Source organism: Providencia sneebia DSM 19967, assembly GCF_000314895.2.
In the GTDB taxonomy this organism is placed as follows: Bacteria; Pseudomonadota; Gammaproteobacteria; order Enterobacterales; family Enterobacteriaceae; genus Providencia; species Providencia sneebia.
This window is the reverse complement of record NZ_CM001773.1, coordinates 1151130-1171771: the sequence shown is the minus strand read 5'-3', so window position 1 is coordinate 1171771 and position 20642 is coordinate 1151130. Positions and strand designations below refer to the sequence as shown.

Genomic DNA, 20642 nt, shown 5'->3' with positions numbered 1-20642 from the left:
TTAATGACTTCAATCACACCTAATTTTGCTCCTCATCCTTTTGGTTCTGAGTTGAAAATTGATGAGATTATTGAACAATTGTCGGCACAAAAAGCATGGGAAGATAAATACCGTACACTTATCCTGCTTGCTCGCCAATTACCTACTTTGACTGAAGATGAAAAACAGCACACTCAAGAAGTTAAAGGGTGCGAAAATCGCGTTTGGATTGGTGCAATTCTCAATGATGATCGCACTTTTCATTTCTATGGTGATAGTGAAGGCCGTGTCGTAAAAGGCTTATTTGCAATTTTGCTGGCAGCTATTGAAAATAAAAATAGCCAAGAAATTCTATCTCTTGATTTTAAAGATATTTTAAATCAAACAGGGTTATCAAGTCAGTTAAGTGAATCCCGACAAAATGGGATAGCAGCATTGATTACGGCTATCCAAAATATTGCAGGCGAAATGACACCTGCTGAATAACCGTATTGAGGCTATATTTCTATAGCCTCAGCTTCTCTTTTGGCTTTAGCCAGCATTTTTTTCAATACATGAGAAACGGCTATAAAACCAAAACTCGCAGTGACCATTGTTACAGCACCAAATCCTGATGCACAATCCATTCTTTTCGAACCATCCGCTGTGCTTTTTGCAGAACAAACCGTGCCATCACTTTGCGGGTAAACCAATTGTTCTGTAGAAAAAACGCAATCAATACCCAATTTACCTTTGCTATTTTTAACCACATTAAAATCAGACTTTAAACGCTCTCGCAATTTTGCTGCTAAAGGATCTTGAACTGTTTTTGCCAGATCAACAACTTGGATTTGAGTTGGATCAATCTGACCACCAGCACCACCTGTTGTGATCACTGGAATTTTGTAACGGCGACAATAAGCGAGCAATGCTGCTTTTGGACGCACACTATCAATTGCGTCAATAACATAATCAAAACCAGCGCTAAGTTGCTGCGCAACATTATCCACCGAAATAAAATCATCAATAACGTTGACGGTACATTCAGGATTAATCTCTAAAATACGCGCCTTCATGACATCAACTTTTGGCTGACCTACTGTGGATTTAAGAGCGTGTAATTGGCGATTAGTATTAGTGATACAAATATCATCCATATCAATAAGTGTAATCGCGCCGATACCTGAACGAGCCAGAGCTTCTGCCGCCCAAACACCAACACCACCAATTCCAATAACACAAACATGGGAGCGAGCAAATAAGGATAGTGCTTGCTGACCATAAAGACGCCCAATACCAGCAAAACGCTGCATCCAAGCCTCTGAAAGCTGAGTTTGCATAATGACAAACAACCTTAGTTAAAACTGTGACTACGGCTTACCAAATAGTGGCTGGCTTTTCTTCAACACCCACACTCGGCCATAATGATTATAAAAACCGGCCATTTTACCGGCTTCATGCCCTGTGCCATGATAGATATCAAAATGATGGCCTTTAATCGCACCACCGACATCAAGCGCTACCATCATACGCATTTCATAGCGCCCAGTAAATTTCCCCTGATTATCTAATATCGGCACTTCTGCAAGTAATGCCGTACCCGCTGGGATCAGTGATTTATCAGATGCAACAGAAGCTTTCGCCACTAAAGGAACAGCACTTGCACCTCTTACTGGCACAAACGATTTTGGTTTAAAGAAAACAAAAGAAGCATTCTCTTCTAATAATTGGCGGACTTCTTGTTCGCTGTGGCTATTCGTCCAATCATGAATTGCTTGTAGCGACATTTTCTCTAAAGGCACTTCCCCTCTATCGACAAGCACTTTACCAATACTTTTATATGCATGACCATTTTTGCCAGCATAACTAAAGAAGTTTAATGGGCTACCATCGCCATAATCAATATAGCCACTACCTTGCACTTCCATCATAAAATTTTCTACAGGCGAATTACTGTAGGCTAAAATTAAATTATCGCTCAAAGCCCCGTTATAGATAGCCGCTCGGCTTGGCAAACGCTTTTTCCCTTTAGGTGGCATTGCATATAAAGGATAACGAAATTCACCTTGTTTAACGCGACGAGCTTCAATAACAGGCGTGTAATAACCCGTAAATTGTACGTTTCCGTAGTTATCAACCCCTTCCATTTGATAGGCCGTTAAGTTGAAATTTGCCAGTTTCGTAGGATCACCACCAGAAACTAGCCAATTCTCGATCGCATGGTAGGTATCATTATTATTTTGAAATAATCGAGGAGATGCATTTCTTATTTCTATAACCTGCTGATTGAAATCTTGGGAATTGATTGGTCGCCCTTGAACATTCAATTGGCTAACTTGTTGGAGATCTTGATTTAAACGACCATCTTTATACTGTTGTCCTTTATCTGTTGGATGAGATTGACAGCCAACAAGAAAAGTAAAAAATACACTGGTCACACACCATTTTTGCCATAGCTTCATGTTATTTGCCTACTCATATCCAATATGACGCGCACAATAGCAAACTCAAATAGAGATTGAAACGGATAATCATGTTTCACCTTTTAATTAGCGACATCAATTAACAACAAGTTCAAAAAAAAGGCATTACGCTTATATTTTGTTCTATCTGTGCGGTATTTTGTAAAAAAAACATAAAAAAACTTGCATCAGATCTCATCCCGAGTATAGTGCCCGCTATCGGACGCGGGGTGGAGCAGCTTGGTAGCTCGTCGGGCTCATAACCCGAAGGTCGTTGGTTCAAATCCAGCCCCCGCAACCAATAATTTAGAACTTAGTTATACATTATAATTTTACTGTGTAATTAATTTTGATATAGTTTGTTTTAATATACCGTTTTACCGCATTAAAAAATATTTCAGGCGCGGGATGGAGCAGCTTGGTAGCTCGTCGGGCTCATAACCCGAAGGTCGTTGGTTCAAATCCAGCTCCCGCAACCAATTTTACCTGTAATATTTAACTCTTCAGTCGCGGGGTGGAGCAGCTTGGTAGCTCGTCGGGCTCATAACCCGAAGGTCGTTGGTTCAAATCCGGCCCCCGCAACCAATTTTCTTGATTACTCTTCTCGTTTTTAATACCCATTTTATTATTTCTCATTTTCAAAAAAAGCCGATCACATTTCTGTTCACAGCTTTTTAATGCTATTTCCATGTGTTAATTGCTTAATTTCTCACAGCTAATGTGCCGCCATTACGAAAATAAGCTTTGATGCCTTGAAAAATCGACTCGGCCATTTGTTGCTGGAATTTTGCCGTTTTTAGCTTACGCTCTTCTTCTAAATTACTAATAAAGGCCGTTTCAACTAATATAGATGGGATTTCAGGTGCTTTAAGTACAGCAAATCCAGCCTGATCGACTCTATTTTTATGCAACCTATTTACTTTTCCCATTCGTTTTAAAACTTCATCACCAAACTTCAAGCTATCATTAATTGTGGCCGTTTGTACAAGATCAAGCATTGTATGATCAAGGTAAGCATCACCGCTTTTACTCACCCCACCAATTAAGTCAGCTTCGTTTTGGGTTTGAGCCAGATAACGTGCTGTATTACTTGTTGCACCTTTCTTCGATAATGCAAAGACTGAGGAACCATGTGCAGAGCGATTAGTGAAAGCATCAGCATGAATAGAAACAAATAAATCTGCCTGCATTTTACGAGCTTTTGCCACACGTACCTTTAATGGAATAAACACATCTTCATTACGTGTCATATAAGCCCGCATTTCTGGATCTTTATCAATCAATGCTTTTAGGCGACGAGCAATTTGTAATACAACATCTTTTTCTCGCGTTTTATACTTGCCTATTGCACCGGGATCTTCACCACCATGCCCAGGGTCAATCATTATAATAATTGGTCGATCTTTACCGGCTGTTCCTGGCTTTTTAGCCTGAGCTGGCATGCTTTCTTCTAAATCACCCTTATTATAATCTTCCAATAGAGCAAGTAACGGGTCATCATTGGTTGAAACACCTTTGCCCGGATAAAAATCCATCACTAAACGGTTTTTAAATTCAGAAACAGGCGCAATTGTAAAAATTTTAGGGCTAACTTTACTTTTGACTTCAAAAACAAGTCGTACTGTTTTTGGATCAAATTGTCCGACTCTGACTAACTTAAGATACGGATCTCTTGTCTGAATTTGATTGCTCATCTGTTTTAAGACATTATTGAGATGAACACCTTCAAGATCGACAACAATACGTTCTGGATTATTTAAAACAAATTGGCGATATTTTAATGGCGTGTTGGATTCAAGCGTCACACGCGTGTAGGTCGATGCAGGCCAAACGCGGACAGCAATAATATTAGCATTCGCCGCAAAACCAATTGGGCTAACGCTAAGCAACATAAGCGCGGCCGCTCCTTGAATAAAGCGGCGCTTAGATGGGCTGTGTTCTTGGTGACTCATCAATAATTCCAAACCTAAAGCTGAAACATCAAGTGATTTAATAATAAGGCCAAATGGGGTAATAAATATGAACTCTAACGAATCATACGCATACTGTCATTAAGAATACACTTTTTATTATAGATATATGTAAACCCAAATGATAAAAATGTTACAAGTCTTATCCCATCTTTTACTTGATATTTGCTGCCAAAAAGAATAAAAATACATTAATATCGAATAAAAATTCATTCATGAGGGTGATTATGAAAGAGCGCAGCACCGAATTGGTCGATGAATTTCGCCATTCGGTTCCTTATATTAATGCTCACCGCGGCAAAACATTTGTCATTATGCTGGGTGGAGAAGCTATCGCGCATGAGAATTTTCCAAATATAGTCAATGATATAGGATTATTACATAGCCTTGGCATTCGTATTGTTGTCGTTTATGGTGCCCGACCGCAAATCGAAGATCTTTTAACTGAGCGACATTATGAGGCTATTTATCATAAACACACTCGTGTAACAGATGCGAATACGCTTGAATATGTCAAACAAGCATCTGGCGCTTTACAACTCGATATTACAGCACGTTTATCAATGAGCTTGAGCAATACGCCTTTACAAGGCGCACATATTAATGTCGTGAGTGGCAATTTTGTTATTGCTCAACCATTAGGCATTGATGATGGAATAGATTATTGCCATAGCGGACGGATCCGCCGTATTGATGAAGACGCGATTAATAACCAGCTAAATCACGGATCTATCATCCTTATTGGACCTGTTGCTGTATCCGTGACTGGAGAAAGTTTTAATCTCACTTCTGAAGAAATTGCTACACAACTTGCGGTAAAAATTAAAGCAGAAAAGCTGATTGGCTTTTGTTCTTCACAAGGTGTTGCAGATAAAGACGGTAATATTCTCTCAGAACTCTTCCCGAATGATGCTGAAAAACGTATTCAAGAATTGGAAGCTGAAGGTGATTACTATTCTGGTACAGTGCGTTTTTTACGTGGTGCAGCAATCGCTTGTCGCCGAGGAGTCCGTCGTAGTCACCTATTGAGTTATCAAGAAAATGGTGCTTTGATACAAGAACTCTTTTCTCGTGACGGAATCGGCACTCAAATTGTTATGGAAAGCTCAGAACAGACACGGCGTGCAAATATTAATGATATTGGTGGGATCTTAGAACTCATTCGTCCTCTGGAACAACAAGGCATACTTGTTAGGCGTTCAAGAGAACAGCTTGAAATGGAAATTGATAAATTTACCATTATTGAGCGAGATAATTTGGTGATTGCATGTGCAGCACTCTACCCTTACCCAGATGAAAAACTGGGTGAAATGGCATGTGTTGCCGTACATCCTGATTATCGTAGCTCAGCACGCGGTGAAGAGCTGTTACATCGTATCGCCATTCAAGCTAGGCAAATTAATTTGGAAAAGCTATTTGTGCTAACAACGCGCAGCATACATTGGTTCCAAGAACGCGGCTTTATGCCAGCTGAAATTGAAATGCTGCCATTAAAAAAACAAGCTTTGTACAATTATCAGCGACGTTCAAAAATCTTAATGCTTGATCTAAAAACACAAGCAGATAAATAATTATCCTAATTAACTAACCTGAATAATGAAAGTCATATCGCATTCAGGTTAGTTATTATTCACTTTTTGCAAAAATTAAGCGATTTGTACAATACGACTTTTTTGGCACAATGGAATTGTGTCAATAAGCGGTTGTAATAGCGCTAACATTTCTGCAAATGTAGTGCCATAAAAATAAAAAGCGGTTTCTGTTGGCCCTTCCCATACACCATGAATAGCACCAATATCTTCCACTGCTTCATCTAGCTTATCGAAAATATCATTTACATCACTATTTTCATAAACATCATCAGATAAATCAGTACCATTTAAATAAAGTGCTAGCCCTTCTTCATCACCAAATTCAATGACGGTATCTTCGCCATGAATAGTTAAGCGAGAGCCTTTAGGTGCCAACATAGATGAGAAAAGCTGAATAATTAAGCTAATATTTTCGTCTGATGCATCTTCTACTGCTAGCTCAATATCACATTCATCGGGCTCACCATCATCGGATAATAAAGTGCCACCACCTGTAATTTGTACATTTTTTCCCATGCCTGTCATGACTTCTGAAAATGCATTTTCTAAATCAGCACGTCTTTCTGGCTCAATCCGAGCATTTAACGTTATGGTCATCGCCGTCATTTCTTGCTGCTTATCCATATTTTTATCCTTTGCTTTTCAGTTATCTCATTGGTTATAAACAATATATTTATAATTTACTACGTAATATTTATACTATATCTTGCCATTAACTGCGTTCGTTGCCATTAACTGCATAGCAAGTCCACTACGGCGCCGGGTTGGCGTTTCAATTGCTCGACGTAATATTTTAGGACTACAGTATAACGAAAGCTCTTTTTTTGCTCTGGTTATCGCCGTGTAAACCAACTCTCGGGTAATTACTGGTGAATATACTTTTGGTAATACTAATGCCGTATGCGTAAATTCCGAGCCTTGTGATTTATGAACTGTCATCGCATAAGCAGTTTCATGTAAAGGTAAACGATTAGGCTGGATCCCTTTAATAGTGCCATCAGGGAATTGGAAATAGGCTCTCAATGCACCATCGGTATCGGGCAAAATAATGCCAATATCACCATTAAATAATCCAAGAGGGCTATCATTACGGCTGATCATAATCGGCCTACCCGCATAATGCTTATTAGATTGATTAAAAGAGCGATGAATCAATCCTTGCCGTTGAAGGAGCTTTTCTAATTTTTCATTTAATCCTATCACGCCGTAAGGCCCATCTCTTAATGCTGATAACAAACGATATTGATTAAACTTATGTAGTACTTGCTCAGCTGAACTATTTGCTTTTACGGCTAATAAATAATCTTGATAATGACCCGCTGCGGCTATCAGCATTTGTGCATAATCATCTTCGGTATCTTGAGAATAGCTATTTACATCATTCAGCTCATTATTCAATAATTTTTCTACTTGTTTTGCATTACCCTCATTAACGGCAGAGGCAAGCTGACCAATACCTGAAGAAGATGAAAAACGATAGCTTTTGCGTAGTAAACATAAATTATTTCGGATCAATGGACCTTTTTCAGAAGTGAAATTATCAAGAGAATAGCCAGTCAACTGAGTCAATTCGTTGGCGCGCTGTAAGCTATATCCCATATTGGCAAATTGGCAAATATCCCCGAGAACAGCCCCAGCTTCAACGGATGCTAATTGGTCTTTATCACCTAAAAAAATCAATCTTGCATCAGGAGGTAAAGCTTCAATCAACTTGCTCATCATTGGCAAATCGACCATTGAAGCTTCATCAACAATTAAAACATCTAATATCAGATTATTATCACGATTATAACGAAAATGCTGACTTTCTGGCTGGGCACCAAGTAATCGGTGAAGCGTTTTCGCTTGGTTTGGTAACATTCGGCTTTCTTCAGCATTGAGTGATAAGCCAGCCAAAGCAGCGCCTAAAGATTCAGTCAGGCGTGCTGCTGCCTTACCCGTTGGAGCGGCTAATTCAATATTTATCGTTTGGTTATTCGCAACAGCTAATTTGATTAAAGCGGCAAGAATTCGCGCTACCGTGGTTGTTTTCCCTGTACCTGGTCCACCTGAAATGACAGAAACTTTACTTGTAACGGCAACCGCAGCAGCAACTTTTTGCCAATCTATATCATCTGCATGTGAAAATAATGAATCTAAGGTAAGTTTAATATCTTGAGCATGCTGGTTTAGTGAGCCAGCATGTGAAAAATACTGAGAAACATTTTGTTCGTACTGCCATAAACGTTGGAAATATAAAAATGATCCCGATAAAACAAATGGAGATAATTTATTTTCTCCAGCTAACGTAACTGATGGTGCATTTTTGATTGTTTCAAAAATAGCTTCCGCATCAGTATCACCAATAGCACGCCAAAATTCTATGGCTAATTCAGGATGACGCCCTGAAAAAAGTTGTTCGGGAGTAATGTCTGTTATGGATAAACAGACATGCCCTGCCATGGTTTCTGCACTCAAAAATGCAGCAACTAAAAGTAATATTGGATTTTCATCCCTGATAATATGATAAGCAAATTGCACATCAAGTGGAGTAAGCAGACGTTTTTCTATCGCTTTTTTAAACAGTGTTTTTATCATGATTGATTATCCTGTTTTATCGGATCATGAAATAACAGGTCAAGCTCCTCAATAAATTCTTCTTCAGGACGATAGAAAAAAATCCCATTTTTTGATTCTATATCACTAACCCCTCGTAAAAAGAGGTAATAAACACCACCAAAATGTTCACCATAACGATAATTCGGCAATCTTTGTTTAAGATAACGATGCAATGCCAATGAATATAGCTGATATTGTAGATCATAGCGGTGATCAATCATGGCTTCTGACATGGCTTCTTGTGTATAACCATTCTCATCTTCACCTAAATAATTAGATTTATAATCTAATAAATAGAATTTCCCTTTCCATAAGAAAGTAAGATCAATAAAACCCTTTAAGATCCCTTGCACTTTTTCAAAATTAAGTGGCGGGCAAACAGCAGAAAGGGGATCATAACGGTGAGCAAGTTGATCGTAAGAGTTTGCCTCTAATAAATGTTCAATTGGTAAGTAAAATTGCATTTCATCAAGCTTGTCTTGCTCCGCTAAAGCAGACAAACATAAACCATCGTCAGACAAAGGAACCTGAAGAATAGCCGTCAACCACTGTTGCAACATCGGTGCCCATTTTACATCGAAGCCTGATCCTTCTAATTTTTCAATCAACCATTCGATTGAAATATCTTTAGAAAAATCAATTTCCTCCATTAAACTATGCAAAAATGTTCCGGGATTCGCCCCTTTAGGAAACTGATGAGGTGTGAAAGTCGATTCATCCATTTCTTGTGATAAGTCATCAGTACTGGCTTCAATATCCATTTTAGGTGCCAATGAATTAGCTAATTGCTCAGAAGAGATAGTTTGTTCAATTTCATTATGCCCTCCACTGCTATAGCTCAAACCAGAATAACTAGTTACCCGCCAATAAGTGTTTAATGAGCGATTAAACTGTTTAGCAGATAATGTTTCATCATTATTTTGATCAAGTAATAATGGTTTTGCATTTATCTGCTCAACAGGCAAAACATCAATCACTGTACTTTTTAATTTGGCTAAGTTTTCATTCAGGAGTACAACATCTCCAGCCTGACTTTGCTGAATTAAATAGCCAATAGCCGATAAATGTATATCTGTTTCACCACTTTTTTTACGATTACCTTTAATAATAGGCGCAATGCCAACACTACAATGGTAAATAGCACGAGTTAGCGCAACATATAATAATCGTAAATCTTCCGCTAAACGCTCCTCATCAGCTAGCTCAATATTTTCTTTATTATCTGCCAAATCTAAGTGAGTTTTATAATCATCCCTATCATGATAGAGCGCTTTTGACTGCGGTAAAAAATTACAGGCAAAAGGCAACCAAACAATTTTATATTCAAGGCCTTTTGATTTATGAATTGTGCTAATTTGAACTAAGTGTTTATCGCTTTCTAGGCGCATTTGCTGTGAATTAGCTTGATGATCAGGATGAGCAATTTGCTGAGTTAGCCAGCGAACTAATGTATGTTCACCTTCTAATTGAAGGGACATTTCTTGAAGTAATTCACCAATATGCATGACATCCATCAAACGGCGCTCACCTTCAGTTGTAGAAAGTAAGCTTTCTGCAATATGCCTTTTAGACATCAAAACTCGTAGCATAGGGAGAACGCCGCGAGTATGCCAAATCACCGCATATCGAGTAAATTCATCAACTAATTTTTCCCATTCTCTTTCATTATAATTAAGCTCATCTATATCTTTTGCACTTAATCCAAGAATTCCAGCCGCTAATGCACTTCGCAAAACACGTTCTTTTTCGGGTGATAATACCGCTTGTAATATCCATAGAAGGTCACGCGCTTCTTGAGTTGCAAATACGCTTTCTCTATTTGATTGGAATACAGAAGGAATATTCAGCTGATTCAATGCATTACGTATTAATATTGCTTCTCGGCGACTTCTTACTAAAACCGTGATATCAGACGCGGAAACAGGTAAACATTCTCCATCAATATGCTGAAAAAAAGTACTACCTTGTAATCCCCCTTGTAACCACTCACTAACCTGTGCAGCACATTGTGCAGCCATATTTTGTTCATAATCGGCTATAGAAAGCGCTTCAGCATCAATTTGCCAAAAAGTTAACGCTTTAATATCTTGCCCATCATGATGTAATGATTTACCCGCATTTTTTTGGGAGAAATTGACAGGATTAAACGGTATTTGTTCAAAAATGAAAGGGTTATTACAATGACTAAAGATTTGATTAACTGCCGAAACCATCTGCTCAGAAGAGCGGTGATTAGTTCCTAATGTATAGTGAGCACTAACTTGTTTTTTAGCTTCAATATAAGTAAATATATCCGCACCACGAAAAGCATAAATAGCTTGTTTGGGATCGCCAATAAATAATAAGGCGCTATGTGCTTTGCCTTGGTAAATACGTTGAAAAATACGATATTGCTGTGGATCTGTATCCTGAAACTCATCAATCATGGCAACCGGAAAACGCTGGCTAACAGCATCCGCTAAATACTGTCCACCCTCATGTTTCAATGCTTTATCTAAGCGAGTCAGTAAATCATCAAACCCCATTTCACCACGGCTATGCTTTTCATGTGCTATGGATGTTCTGATCTCTGTGATTGCAAGGGGAATAATTAAGTCTTTAATCGTCAATGATTCAGCAAGCAATTCATCTATCTGTGCAAATGCAATATGCTCAGGTCCAGAACCACTTTTAGACTTATCATGTAAAATAGTTTGTGAGAAGCGCTCAATTTCTTTAGGTAATTGATAATCTACAGTTTCCTCTTGCGCCCAATTCGCCATTTTATCTAGCCAATTGGGTAAGAAACGAGAACTATAGCTCCGCTTATCAACATCTGAATCTGTAATCAATTTAGCAAATTCTGCACTACCAGCAGCCCATGAAGATTTTACATTTTTTATCAATGTAATTAATCGGTTATGCCGTTCCTCAAGTGTTTCATCCACCTTATTCTCATTGACGATATACGGCATATCACCTTGCAAAAACGGTTTAATATCTGAAAGTAATGCTTCAGGACCATTCCAATGAGATGAAACTACTTTTGCCATTGAATAATCAATGGGATAAAAATGTCGCCGCCAAAAATCTGCACAAGCTTGCTTCTGAATTGGTAGTTCATCTTGGATCATTGTTTGTTCAAATAATACACCCGATTCAAAAGCATTCTGGACTAACATCCTTTGGCAAAAACCATGGATAGTATAAATTGCAGCTTCATCCATTTGTCTCTCTGCAATCAACAACCAATTTGCCGCAAACTCACGTTGTTCTGGTGTTTTTATCTGCTCAAGTAACGTGAGATATTCTGATCCTTCCTTTAAACCAATTCCATTACGTAAACATGCCAAACGCATTTCATGAATACGCAGGCGAATACGCCCGCGCAATTCATTAGTTGCCGCTTCTGTGAATGTCACGACGAGAATTTCTTCAACACTCAAAGGTCGGGAGAAAGCATTCTCCCCCCTAACCCAAGTAATAAACGCAGATAGAGAAGCCCTATTGTATAGGTTTTACCTGTACCGGCAGATGCTTCAATAAGCCTTTGTCCATGTAAAGGCAATGAAAAAGGATCTAACGATAAAGAACTCTTCTGCATGTTAATCACTCACTCTCTTCCTTTACGGGTAAAACTTTTTGTAATTCAGAAGCATTTGGATAAATAATCCAGTCCTTTAATACTGCATAGCCCGTTTTTTGGTCCACACCTTGACCTGTTATTTGAGATGCAAATGCGAGTCCCTGACGTTTCATAACGGCTTTATCATAATAGTCAACCACTTGCTGTTTCGTTACTGTTGAATACATGGCTAACACTTTTTCTCGTGTATCAAAGGTAAAAATATTACGGCTAAAATCTGAGAAGAAACGACCCACCTCATCATAGAATGTTTGCGGTGGTTGTTGCATTTCAGTAATAATCGCTTGCCTATATTGCTCAAAATCCTTTTCTGGCAATTCCTTTAGCTTCTTAAATGCTGTGCTATAAAACTCTTGATAACGCGTATTTAGGTAGCTAGGCGTTTTAGCATTACTTTGTAGTAAGAAACCAATTCCCCATTGTTCACCTAAACCAGCTTTAAATGAGAAAACAGCATAGCCAAGCTGTTCTTGAGTTCTAAGTTGATCATAGAACCAAGGTTGGATGATGTTAGATAATAAACCTGACAACACTGCGCCTTCTAAACGACCATATCCTTCCGGAACAAAGATTTCGGCAAGCGCATTATCTGTACTATTTCCTTGCTTATGAAAATCAGCTAAATAAGGTTTATCAACAGTAACAACATCTCCACGCCACCAATTGGTACCTTTGCTTTTCAGTAATTCTCGAGCATCTTGAATTGTCTTAATGCCCTGAGCCTTGGTAAGGTTACCGATAATCAATGCTTGTAATGCTGAACTTTCAACCATTTTTGCACGATAATCAGTAAGGTCTTTTAAAGAAATGCTATCTAGTGATGCCAATTGCTCTTTTTGTTCAAAGTAAGGAACGCTCTTAACACGATTAAATGGCTGCATAGCTAATTCATATGCTTTCGCGTTATCTGCAACTTTAATTTGTTCTCTATACCAAGATTTAGCTTGCTCAAGCTCTCTTTCAGTTGGCTCAAAACTTAAGTACAACTTGGTCATTGACAAGAATAGTTCAGGTAAGTGCTGAGTATATCCGCTAGCATAAAAATTCAGACCAAGACCCTGTGAAACGGATACAGACATTCCAGCTACAGAGGCTTGATATTGCAATTCATCCATTTTTAATGAAGCAATATATTGCAATAATGAACCGGTTACCTGAGATTTAGCATCCTGCTCACCTTCTTTTGTTTTCAGAGCCAAGCTAATGCTTGCTTTTGGTTCATCAGCGAAATATTGACTCGGCATATATAACACACGAGTATTTCCATCTTGGTAAACCATTTCTGGGTGTTTATAAGCTTTATCCGCTTTAATCAATGATAAGTTATTTGCAATATACGGGTTTAACTCAGGCAGCTTGAATTCCATTTTAGATTCAAGTTGATCCCACATTGTATATTGCTTGTCCGTGATTTTATCGACTTGATAAGGCGCATCTACAAAATATGCTTTCTTGTTATGTGGCTCTTTTTCACTGATGAACCAAACCCTTGCATTTTTCGCTGTCAGCTCAGATAACCGAGCCTTAATAGCCGCTGGATCATATTTATCAGCAATATAACCTGAATCTAATACATGATTTACTGGGACATTAATCATTTGGTCAGAAAGCCACTCAATGTAATTCATATCTCTTACGATTGAGCCGTAGCGGAAAGAGAGATTTAATACGTTTTTGATCTCATTAAAATAACCTGTAGTGACACCATCTTGCTTTATTTGATCAATATATTTAAAAACAGCAGCAATAATTTCATTGCGCTCTTTTAAGCCTTTATCTGTCAACGTAATATAGATAGAAAAAGTACCATCATTACGGTCAGCATTTGGCATTGCAGATGCACTAATTCCCTCCGCTAACCCTTGAGAAATCAACCAATCAGCAAGTGTTCCTGGGCTACGATTTCCAATTAAATAACCAATATATTCATCACTTTTACTGCGAAAATCAGCCATATTGTTTTTAATACTAAACTCTAACTGAATCGCTTTTTGTGGCTGAGCAGGCACATAATGGATAATGATACCTTTTTCATTATCAGTGATTGCGGGAATATTTGTTTCTGGCGCTTTTATATCTAAATTAGGGATACGACCAAACGTTTCTGATGCAATTTTTGCCAACGCTTCTATAGATTCATTACCATAAAGAACACCATTCATGATATTTGCTGAATAATATTGTTTATAGAAGCCGATAAGCTCATTTTGTAATTTACTATTAGGCTTATCTTTTAATGTTTCTAAATTACCACCAGAAAAACGGGAGTTTGGATGCTGTGGGTTTAAAGTTTCTGAACGTACTTGCCACATACGCATGCCATCCCGAGAACGAGCCATTGTCAACTCTGCATTTACGGCATTACGCTCTCTATCTGCATTAGTAGGATCAAGCAAAGGCTCCGCTAATGCATCAGCAAGTCTATCTGTTGCAGCTTCTAAAGCACCATTTTCAACTTCAAGATAATAGGCTGTGCGATGTGCTGCTGTGCTCGCATTATGGCTACCACCATGTTTTTGCAAAAACTCAGACAAACTACTTGGTTCAGGGTATTTTTTCGACCCCATTAATACCATATGTTCTAAGTAGTGTGCTAACCCTAACTGACTGTCTGGGTTTTCAAGGCTGCCTACTGGGATAGAAACCGCAGCTAATGACTTCGTTGCTTTCGGATCTGAAACCAATAAAACTGTCATACCATTATTTAACTTTATCGCTTGATAAAGCCTTGGATCATTATCACTTTTATTGATAGTTTCTGGTAAAACTTGCCAAAGAGGCTGCGCAATGGCGGCACTTCCCAAAATCATTAAAGTGAACAATAAGAAAAACTGAGCGATACTTTTGGATAAATGTCGCATCCTTCAATGCTCTCCTGTTTATTTTAAATACTCTGTCATTGGTTGAAGATAACGATGGCTATTTTCTTGAAGCGATTGAATCAGTTGTTGATCAATTTGCCTGCATGCACGTAAAACATAATCATCTTCCATATCACCTCGTTTCATTGCTGAGCCTTGCAAACTCTGTAACAAAGTTGACAACGCTTTTTGCTGAACCTCTTCAGAGGTAAAATCGTACTGCTTAGATTTTTTATCAAAACAAGCGGATAGCCAGTTCCAACAGCTTTGATTCAACAATAACAAAGGTGAATTTTGTCCTTCACAATAACCTTGAATTAACTGCTCAAGATAATCATAGGCTTTATCTGGTTTTACACTAGAAAATGCCCAAATACTATTATCTCTGCCCAGTGTAATACTCTCACCTTCACCAATAGATAAACTAAACAGTAAATGTTCAATCCACAGTTGAATGCCATCATTTGCTGTTAGATATGCAGGTCGATAACGCAATATTCCTGTCTGATGAATATTTTTCAATACACCCGTTATCTTAATACCATTTATTTCAGTATCAATGATATGGTTAAAAGTCGGTTCCAGACGTTCTTTAATTTTCTCAGCAAGTGGTACCATTTCATTAACTTGCTGTTCCCAAAGCAATTGACCAAATTGTTTAGCAGGTAGTTGTCCCGCGGCTTTCAACGCTTGATGTAAATGTGTTGGTTGTTCATCATTAACTAGCAGAGATAAAACCTGCTCATTCATTTTATAGCGTTGTAACCTATCTAACTGAAAAGGTTCATCTTCTGGTAACTCTGTCTCTTCAATTGAAAAATGCACTTTTAATCGTTGTTGGAAAAAAGCTCTGATTGGATGCCGATAAAAGCGCAAAAGTTGTTCAAGTGTTATTTCTGTCACCTGATCGCGCAAAGCAAGCTTGGAAATAAAAGGAGGATTTTCTTGAAAAGTTGTATTTGCCGCAGGTAACCATTCATCTGCAAAACTTTGGTGAGGTGAACCCTGAATAAAATTCTCTTTAGCAAAAGGAACCCGATTATGCTGAGTAATAAGGTGCTGTCTTACGCGTAAAGCACTTTCATCAATATCAAGATCCTCATCACCCTGTAAACAAAAGCTCTGACAAATGTAATCTAAAAGCTCTGTAACTAATACTGATGGATTACAAGGTTGGTTATCTTGAATAGATAACCCAACATAGCTGATATAGAGTTGCTGATCTGCCGAGTTTAGGGCTTCTAAAAATAAATAACGATCATCATCTCGACGCTTTCTATCGCCCCTCATTACTTTTTCGGCCATTAAGTCAAAACCTAACGGTGGGATAGTACGAGGATAAATTCCATCATTCATGCCAAGTAAACAGATCACTTTAAAAGGAACTGAACGCATCGGCATCAAAGTACAGAAGTTAACTGCTCCTGCTAAAAAGCGCTGGCTTATTTTTTCATCATCAAAACAAACCGCTAGCTCATCACGGATCAAACGTAATGGCACCTCTTCGTAATAACCTGAATTAATTGCATTATCAATAATTTGATGCCATTTATCTGAAACTAAAGTAAGTACTAACTGGGTATCAGTATCTACTTTAAAGAAACTCTCAATTAATTCTTGGCTAATACCTTTCCAATCATTTAATGTGCGTTCTGATGCTAATAGCGTTCTCCACTCCCTCAATGTATTCACTAATAGCGCAAGCTTACCTGCAAGTTGAGCAGCAAGACCACTACACTCGTCATAAGGCAACACATCATGCCAAGGCCCGTATCGGCTGTCCATTGCATACCCGAGTAACATGCGGCTTAAACCAAACTCCCATGTATTTTGGCCTATCACAGGCAATGATAAAGAACGAACATTATCATCATCTAATCCCCAGCGAATTCCTGACTCATGTACCCATTTACGCAATAAATTTAGCTCGCCTTCATCAATATCAAAACGGGCTGCAAATGCAGATACTTCAAGTAATGTAAGCACTTGCTCAGTTGAGAAACGGCTTTGGGGTAAATCAAGTAGTAATATAAATGATTGTAATATAGGGTGTGCTTGTAAGGCTTTTCTATCCGATATAGAAAAAGGAATGTAGCGCGAGGAAGTTGTATTACCAAAGACAGCTTGAATAAATGGGGTATAGCTATCTATATCTGAAACCATGACGATCACATCTCGTGGCGTCAAGGTAGGATCTTGTTCAAATAAAGTCAGTAGTTTATCTTGCAATACTTCCACTTCCCGTTGTGGGCTATGGCAAGAATGAAAAGAGACAGATTCATCTATAATGTCTAAAGATCGCTTACCTAAACTACTATTAAAATCCTCTAGTGTTTCACCTAATTGTGCATGATTTTCAAGATCTAAAATATCTTGCTGTAAATTTTGCAATAAGCTCTTTCTATCTGTATCAACAAAAGCCGAAATTTCATTCGCATTTTCTATTTGAGAAATAAAGTACAGGCTATCTCTTCCTAACTTACCCCATGATGCTAAAAGCGGGTTGGCAACATCTTGCTCTCCATCATCATTAAATAATTGCTTTGCATGCTCTTCTAACTTAAAACGCGATATTTCATGTTTATCAATATAATGATGTAACTTACGTTTTTGTAATTTTGCTAAAAAGGAGTGGCTGTGAATATCCCCCCAATAATAACGGCACGGGTTAGTAAACATAAGATGGATATCTGTATGTTCAGCTATTGCATGTAAAGCTTGTAAGTAAACGGGTGGAAATGATGAAATGCCGCAGATAAAAATCCGTTTAGGGAGGATTTTTTTTAAATCCGTACTAGTCGCTAGTGTATCAATAAAACTTTGGTAAAGATTTGCACGATGCCACGGAGATTGTTCTAGTTCTTCTGTATATTCAACCAACTTTAGCCATAACCTTTTTTGCCATAGTTGATTAATACTGAGATCATCGACAAGATCGTTTTGTTGCCATTTTTCAATCCATTGAGGCCGATAGACTAAATATTGGTCAAATAAATCTGCAATTCGCCCCGATAATTGATGCAGTTTTCGTTTATCTAGGTCTTGCTGGAGGTAGTGACGTAAAGGTGCAAATTCTTCTTCATGAATCACTTCAGGAAGAATTTTCATCAACTTCCAAGACATGGCTTGCTTAGTAAATGCACTCTCTTTTGGAATATTAGGTAGAACACGGCGAAACATATCCCAAATAAAAGTAGCAGGAAGCGGGTAATAAATATTAGCAGCAATGCCAAAACGTTTAGCTAATTCAATTTGTAGCCACTGAGACATTCCGGGACTTTGTACTAGAATGATTTCTTTTTCGAACGGGTGAGAAAGTGGTTCATTCTCTATCAAATGAGCAATCAACTCTTTTAATATATCTAATTGATTAGAATGATAAACCTGAAACATTATTATCTCCTGTTCTACAAACCCTACGGGTCAGTACAAATTTTTGCCTCGGGTTCGATAAGGCGACGGTTGTATCAGTACAATTCTCTGACACCGAAAAATCTTGTAAGTTTAGCTGCCAATTGGGGGAAAGCGGCTTCTGGTTTTCACGCTCCACCGCTTTCATTGATGATTTATATTCTAACTGGCTATTTAACTCTCTTATTACTGCTGAATGCTGAAATATTTGATTAAAATTCAAAGTGATATATTGGCTATAGTTTAGCAGAGCGACTAATAAGATAGCAAAGACAACCATCGCAATAATTGATTCTATCAAGGCGAAACCTTGCTGCTGTATTATTTGGTTTTGCTTCATTAGCAAAACCCTTTCTTTTTTACAGGGCAATAGTCTAGCCAACCATTTTCCCTTGCTTGCACTTTCTGAGAACCTGCTAAAGGATTAACCCAACGATATACATTGATATATTGTGTGTCGTTATAAAAACTTCGACCTAATAATATAAAATCATTGCCTTTATAATGCTTTAAGCAGCTTTCCCAATATGGTTTTTGATGCTGTAAACATTCCCAATCTGTATCTATTGAACCAAATAGCTGCCAATTTTGCGTTAACCCCCAAGATAATGCAGATTCAGCTAGATTAAAAGTTTCAAAAAACCTCTTCTCACGGAAAAATTCATCACGCGCACTTTCTTGGTAAAAATGTAATGCTTTTAATAATAGTAGTGCCATTGTCATTAAGATAACGACCATAATTAAAGCAATATTTCCTTTTTGAGTCTGCAATGCCGCCATTAAACATTCCTCAATAATACAGTGGTTCTATAACTCAATTCTTTGTTAGGTAACAATGGTGTTTTAACAATAAGTTTGACTTCTAATAAAGAGTGTTCTTTATGCCAAGTAAAAGATAACTTATTGACTTTAATTACTTGGGGATCGAATAAGGATTGCCAGCGGCTACCATTACAATCCATCACGTTTCTATTAGATTCCAATTTATTATTGTTTAATCTATACCCAAAAAAATCAGTTTCTTTACTACGAGCTCCCCCGTTACGCCATGCTCCAGATAAATCCTGATCATAAGCAAAAACAATACATGAATTTGGCAATCTACTTAAAAATTTAGCCTCTATTTTAATTGCAGTACCATCACAAAACTGTCGGCTACAATAACCAATTCGCCTAAAGTCTTTCTCCATATTAATAAGAACTTGCCTAACTTCTCTATCTATTTGATATTGAATGTAAGAATGATGAGTCTGTTTAAATAAAGCAGGAAATACGGATATGGCAGCAATACAGATAAAACTGCTTAACCCCATTGCAATGAGAGTTTCAAGCAATGAAAAACCTAATTGATCATTTTTATTCATACAATGAGGCACTAACAATGTGGAACACCTACAATTTTTTTATTACTACAACCTCTAACCCTACCGCTAGCAGACATAAAAATGGTCATTTGCCCAAAATCATTCTGTAGTTCAATGCGAAAAGCATGACTGGTTCCTTGCTTACCATATAAATCAATTGAGGTACGCGTTGCTGACTTTATCGCCACATGATTAAATTTATCAGCTACTAATTGCCCTATTTGATCCTTCGTAATTGCATCTTTTATGGTAATTTTCCAATTATCTTTTAGTGGGTCTACAAATAAAATACGATGTTGGTTTAGATAAATTCCTTCCATAAAATGGCGATAAATAAATGCAGCAACTTGCCGAGCTGTATCAATTAAATACTCACGTTGTTGTTGCTTATGCCAATTATGTAAAGCAGGAATTAATGCAAATGAACAAATAAATATCACAACTAATATTTCAATTAACGTAAATCCATTTTGTTGGTTCCTAATTTTCATTTTGTTATCCCTTCTTCCAAGAACACAGCCAATATCAGTAATAAAAATCAGCAATACCAAAACTTAGATTTAAATTTACGAGCCGTTTCGCAAGCAATCATTGAATTTACAAAGAGGCATTGGTCGATTTGCGAAGCGGCTCGCAACTTAAAATTGTTGGTAAAAATAAAGATCACTAATTTGGTAGGAAAACGATAAAAAAAGTACAGAGCTCGTCGCTAGTGACAAAGAGCTTCAGATATTAAAAAGGAGGATAAACAAAACAAATTTAAAGATTAATCAATTCAATTTATAACTAATCAATTAAGCC

General features: G+C 37.7%; 13 protein-coding genes, 3 tRNA genes and 1 pseudogene. 5 read left to right on the top strand and 12 right to left on the bottom strand.

Annotated elements, in window-relative coordinates:
* Positions 1-3 precede the first annotated feature (3 nt).
* Positions 4-465 (top strand): cysteine desulfurase sulfur acceptor subunit CsdE, encoded by a 462-nt coding sequence (gene csdE / locus OO7_RS04820; protein WP_008914845.1) that lies wholly within the window; start codon positions 4-6, stop codon positions 463-465.
* A gap of 11 nt (positions 466-476) precedes the next feature.
* Here csdE and tcdA read toward each other — a convergent pair whose 3' ends face one another.
* Complete coding sequence (gene tcdA / locus OO7_RS04815; protein ID WP_008914844.1) at positions 477-1298, bottom strand: tRNA cyclic N6-threonylcarbamoyladenosine(37) synthase TcdA; 822 nt, start codon at positions 1296-1298, stop codon at positions 477-479.
* 30 nt (positions 1299-1328) lie between these two features.
* Positions 1329-2420 (bottom strand): murein transglycosylase A, encoded by a 1092-nt coding sequence (gene mltA, locus OO7_RS04810; RefSeq protein WP_008914843.1) that lies wholly within the window; start codon positions 2418-2420, stop codon positions 1329-1331.
* Positions 2421-2644: 224 nt separating this feature from the next.
* Here mltA and OO7_RS04805 point away from each other — a divergent pair.
* The 3 genes from OO7_RS04805 (at position 2645) to OO7_RS04795 (ending at position 3005) form a co-directional block, all read left to right on the top strand.
* Positions 2645-2721: transfer RNA gene (locus tag OO7_RS04805), tRNA-Met, on the top strand.
* A gap of 101 nt (positions 2722-2822) precedes the next feature.
* Positions 2823-2899, top strand: a tRNA-Met gene (locus tag OO7_RS04800).
* A 29-nt stretch (positions 2900-2928) separates the two neighbouring features.
* A tRNA-Met gene (locus OO7_RS04795) sits at positions 2929-3005 on the top strand.
* 116 nt (positions 3006-3121) lie between these two features.
* Here the strand turns inward: OO7_RS04795 and amiC are convergent.
* On the bottom strand, positions 3122-4372 hold the full coding sequence (gene amiC / locus OO7_RS04790) for an N-acetylmuramoyl-L-alanine amidase AmiC (RefSeq protein ID WP_008914842.1): 1251 nt from the start codon (positions 4370-4372) through the stop codon (positions 3122-3124).
* 245 nt (positions 4373-4617) lie between these two features.
* Here amiC and argA point away from each other — a divergent pair, with 245 nt between their 5' ends.
* Positions 4618-5961 (top strand): amino-acid N-acetyltransferase, encoded by a 1344-nt coding sequence (gene argA / locus OO7_RS04785; RefSeq protein WP_008914841.1) that lies wholly within the window; start codon positions 4618-4620, stop codon positions 5959-5961.
* 75 nt (positions 5962-6036) lie between these two features.
* On the opposite strand, the gene OO7_RS04780 is transcribed toward argA, so the two are convergent.
* The 9 genes and pseudogenes from OO7_RS04780 to OO7_RS04740 all read right to left on the bottom strand — a co-directional run bounded on the left by OO7_RS04780 (position 6037) and on the right by OO7_RS04740 (position 20332).
* The gene (locus OO7_RS04780) at positions 6037-6606 is read right to left on the bottom strand and encodes a hypothetical protein (RefSeq protein WP_008914840.1); all 570 of its coding nucleotides are present in this window, start codon (positions 6604-6606) and stop codon (positions 6037-6039) included.
* A gap of 75 nt (positions 6607-6681) precedes the next feature.
* A complete protein-coding gene (recD, locus tag OO7_RS04775) occupies positions 6682-8556 on the bottom strand; it encodes an exodeoxyribonuclease V subunit alpha (RefSeq protein WP_419177241.1) in 1875 nt (624 codons plus the stop codon).
* Positions 8556-12163: pseudogene (gene recB, locus OO7_RS04770) on the bottom strand (exodeoxyribonuclease V subunit beta). The gene recD and the pseudogene recB overlap by 1 nt, the downstream one beginning before the upstream one ends.
* A gap of 5 nt (positions 12164-12168) precedes the next feature.
* On the bottom strand, positions 12169-15066 hold the full coding sequence (ptrA, locus tag OO7_RS04765; protein ID WP_008914836.1) for a pitrilysin: 2898 nt from the start codon (positions 15064-15066) through the stop codon (positions 12169-12171).
* Between the two features lie 18 nt (positions 15067-15084).
* Positions 15085-18459: an exodeoxyribonuclease V subunit gamma gene (gene recC / locus OO7_RS04760; protein WP_008914835.1), complete on the bottom strand. Its 3375-nt coding sequence runs from the start codon at positions 18457-18459 to the stop codon at positions 15085-15087.
* A complete protein-coding gene (locus tag OO7_RS04755) occupies positions 18437-18817 on the bottom strand; it encodes a type IV pilus modification PilV family protein (protein ID WP_008914834.1) in 381 nt (126 codons plus the stop codon). The genes recC and OO7_RS04755 overlap by 23 nt, the downstream gene beginning before the upstream one ends.
* Positions 18817-19257, bottom strand: a complete 441-nt coding sequence (locus tag OO7_RS04750) for a YgdB family protein (protein ID WP_008914833.1) — start codon at positions 19255-19257, stop codon at positions 18817-18819. The genes OO7_RS04755 and OO7_RS04750 overlap by 1 nt, the downstream gene beginning before the upstream one ends.
* Complete coding sequence (locus tag OO7_RS04745; RefSeq protein ID WP_043892646.1) at positions 19257-19841, bottom strand: prepilin peptidase-dependent protein; 585 nt, start codon at positions 19839-19841, stop codon at positions 19257-19259. Before OO7_RS04745 ends, OO7_RS04750 begins: the two co-directional genes overlap by 1 nt.
* 11 nt (positions 19842-19852) lie before the next feature.
* Positions 19853-20332, bottom strand: coding sequence for a prepilin-type N-terminal cleavage/methylation domain-containing protein (locus OO7_RS04740; RefSeq protein WP_008914831.1), 480 nt, complete (start codon positions 20330-20332; stop codon positions 19853-19855).
* Positions 20333-20642: the final 310 nt, after the last annotated feature.

What these genes read in the sequence shown, in the direction of transcription:
- csdE (WP_008914845.1), top strand. Translation starts at nt 4, where the DNA reads ATGACTTCAATCACACCTAATTTTGCTCCTCATCCTTTTGGTTCTGAG.
- ptrA (WP_008914836.1), bottom strand. Translation starts at nt 15,066, where the DNA reads ATGCGACATTTATCCAAAAGTATCGCTCAGTTTTTCTTATTGTTCACT.
- OO7_RS04780 (WP_008914840.1), bottom strand. Translation starts at nt 6,606, where the DNA reads ATGGATAAGCAGCAAGAAATGACGGCGATGACCATAACGTTAAATGCT.
- OO7_RS04740 (WP_008914831.1), bottom strand. Translation starts at nt 20,332, where the DNA reads ATGAAAATTAGGAACCAACAAAATGGATTTACGTTAATTGAAATATTA.
- tcdA (WP_008914844.1), bottom strand. Translation starts at nt 1,298, where the DNA reads ATGCAAACTCAGCTTTCAGAGGCTTGGATGCAGCGTTTTGCTGGTATT.
- recC (WP_008914835.1), bottom strand. Translation starts at nt 18,459, where the DNA reads ATGTTTCAGGTTTATCATTCTAATCAATTAGATATATTAAAAGAGTTG.
- OO7_RS04750 (WP_008914833.1), bottom strand. Translation starts at nt 19,257, where the DNA reads ATGGCGGCATTGCAGACTCAAAAAGGAAATATTGCTTTAATTATGGTC.
- argA (WP_008914841.1), top strand. Translation starts at nt 4,618, where the DNA reads ATGAAAGAGCGCAGCACCGAATTGGTCGATGAATTTCGCCATTCGGTT.
- amiC (WP_008914842.1), bottom strand. Translation starts at nt 4,372, where the DNA reads ATGAGTCACCAAGAACACAGCCCATCTAAGCGCCGCTTTATTCAAGGA.
- OO7_RS04755 (WP_008914834.1), bottom strand. Translation starts at nt 18,817, where the DNA reads ATGAAGCAAAACCAAATAATACAGCAGCAAGGTTTCGCCTTGATAGAA.
- OO7_RS04745 (WP_043892646.1), bottom strand. Translation starts at nt 19,841, where the DNA reads ATGAATAAAAATGATCAATTAGGTTTTTCATTGCTTGAAACTCTCATT.
- mltA (WP_008914843.1), bottom strand. Translation starts at nt 2,420, where the DNA reads ATGAAGCTATGGCAAAAATGGTGTGTGACCAGTGTATTTTTTACTTTT.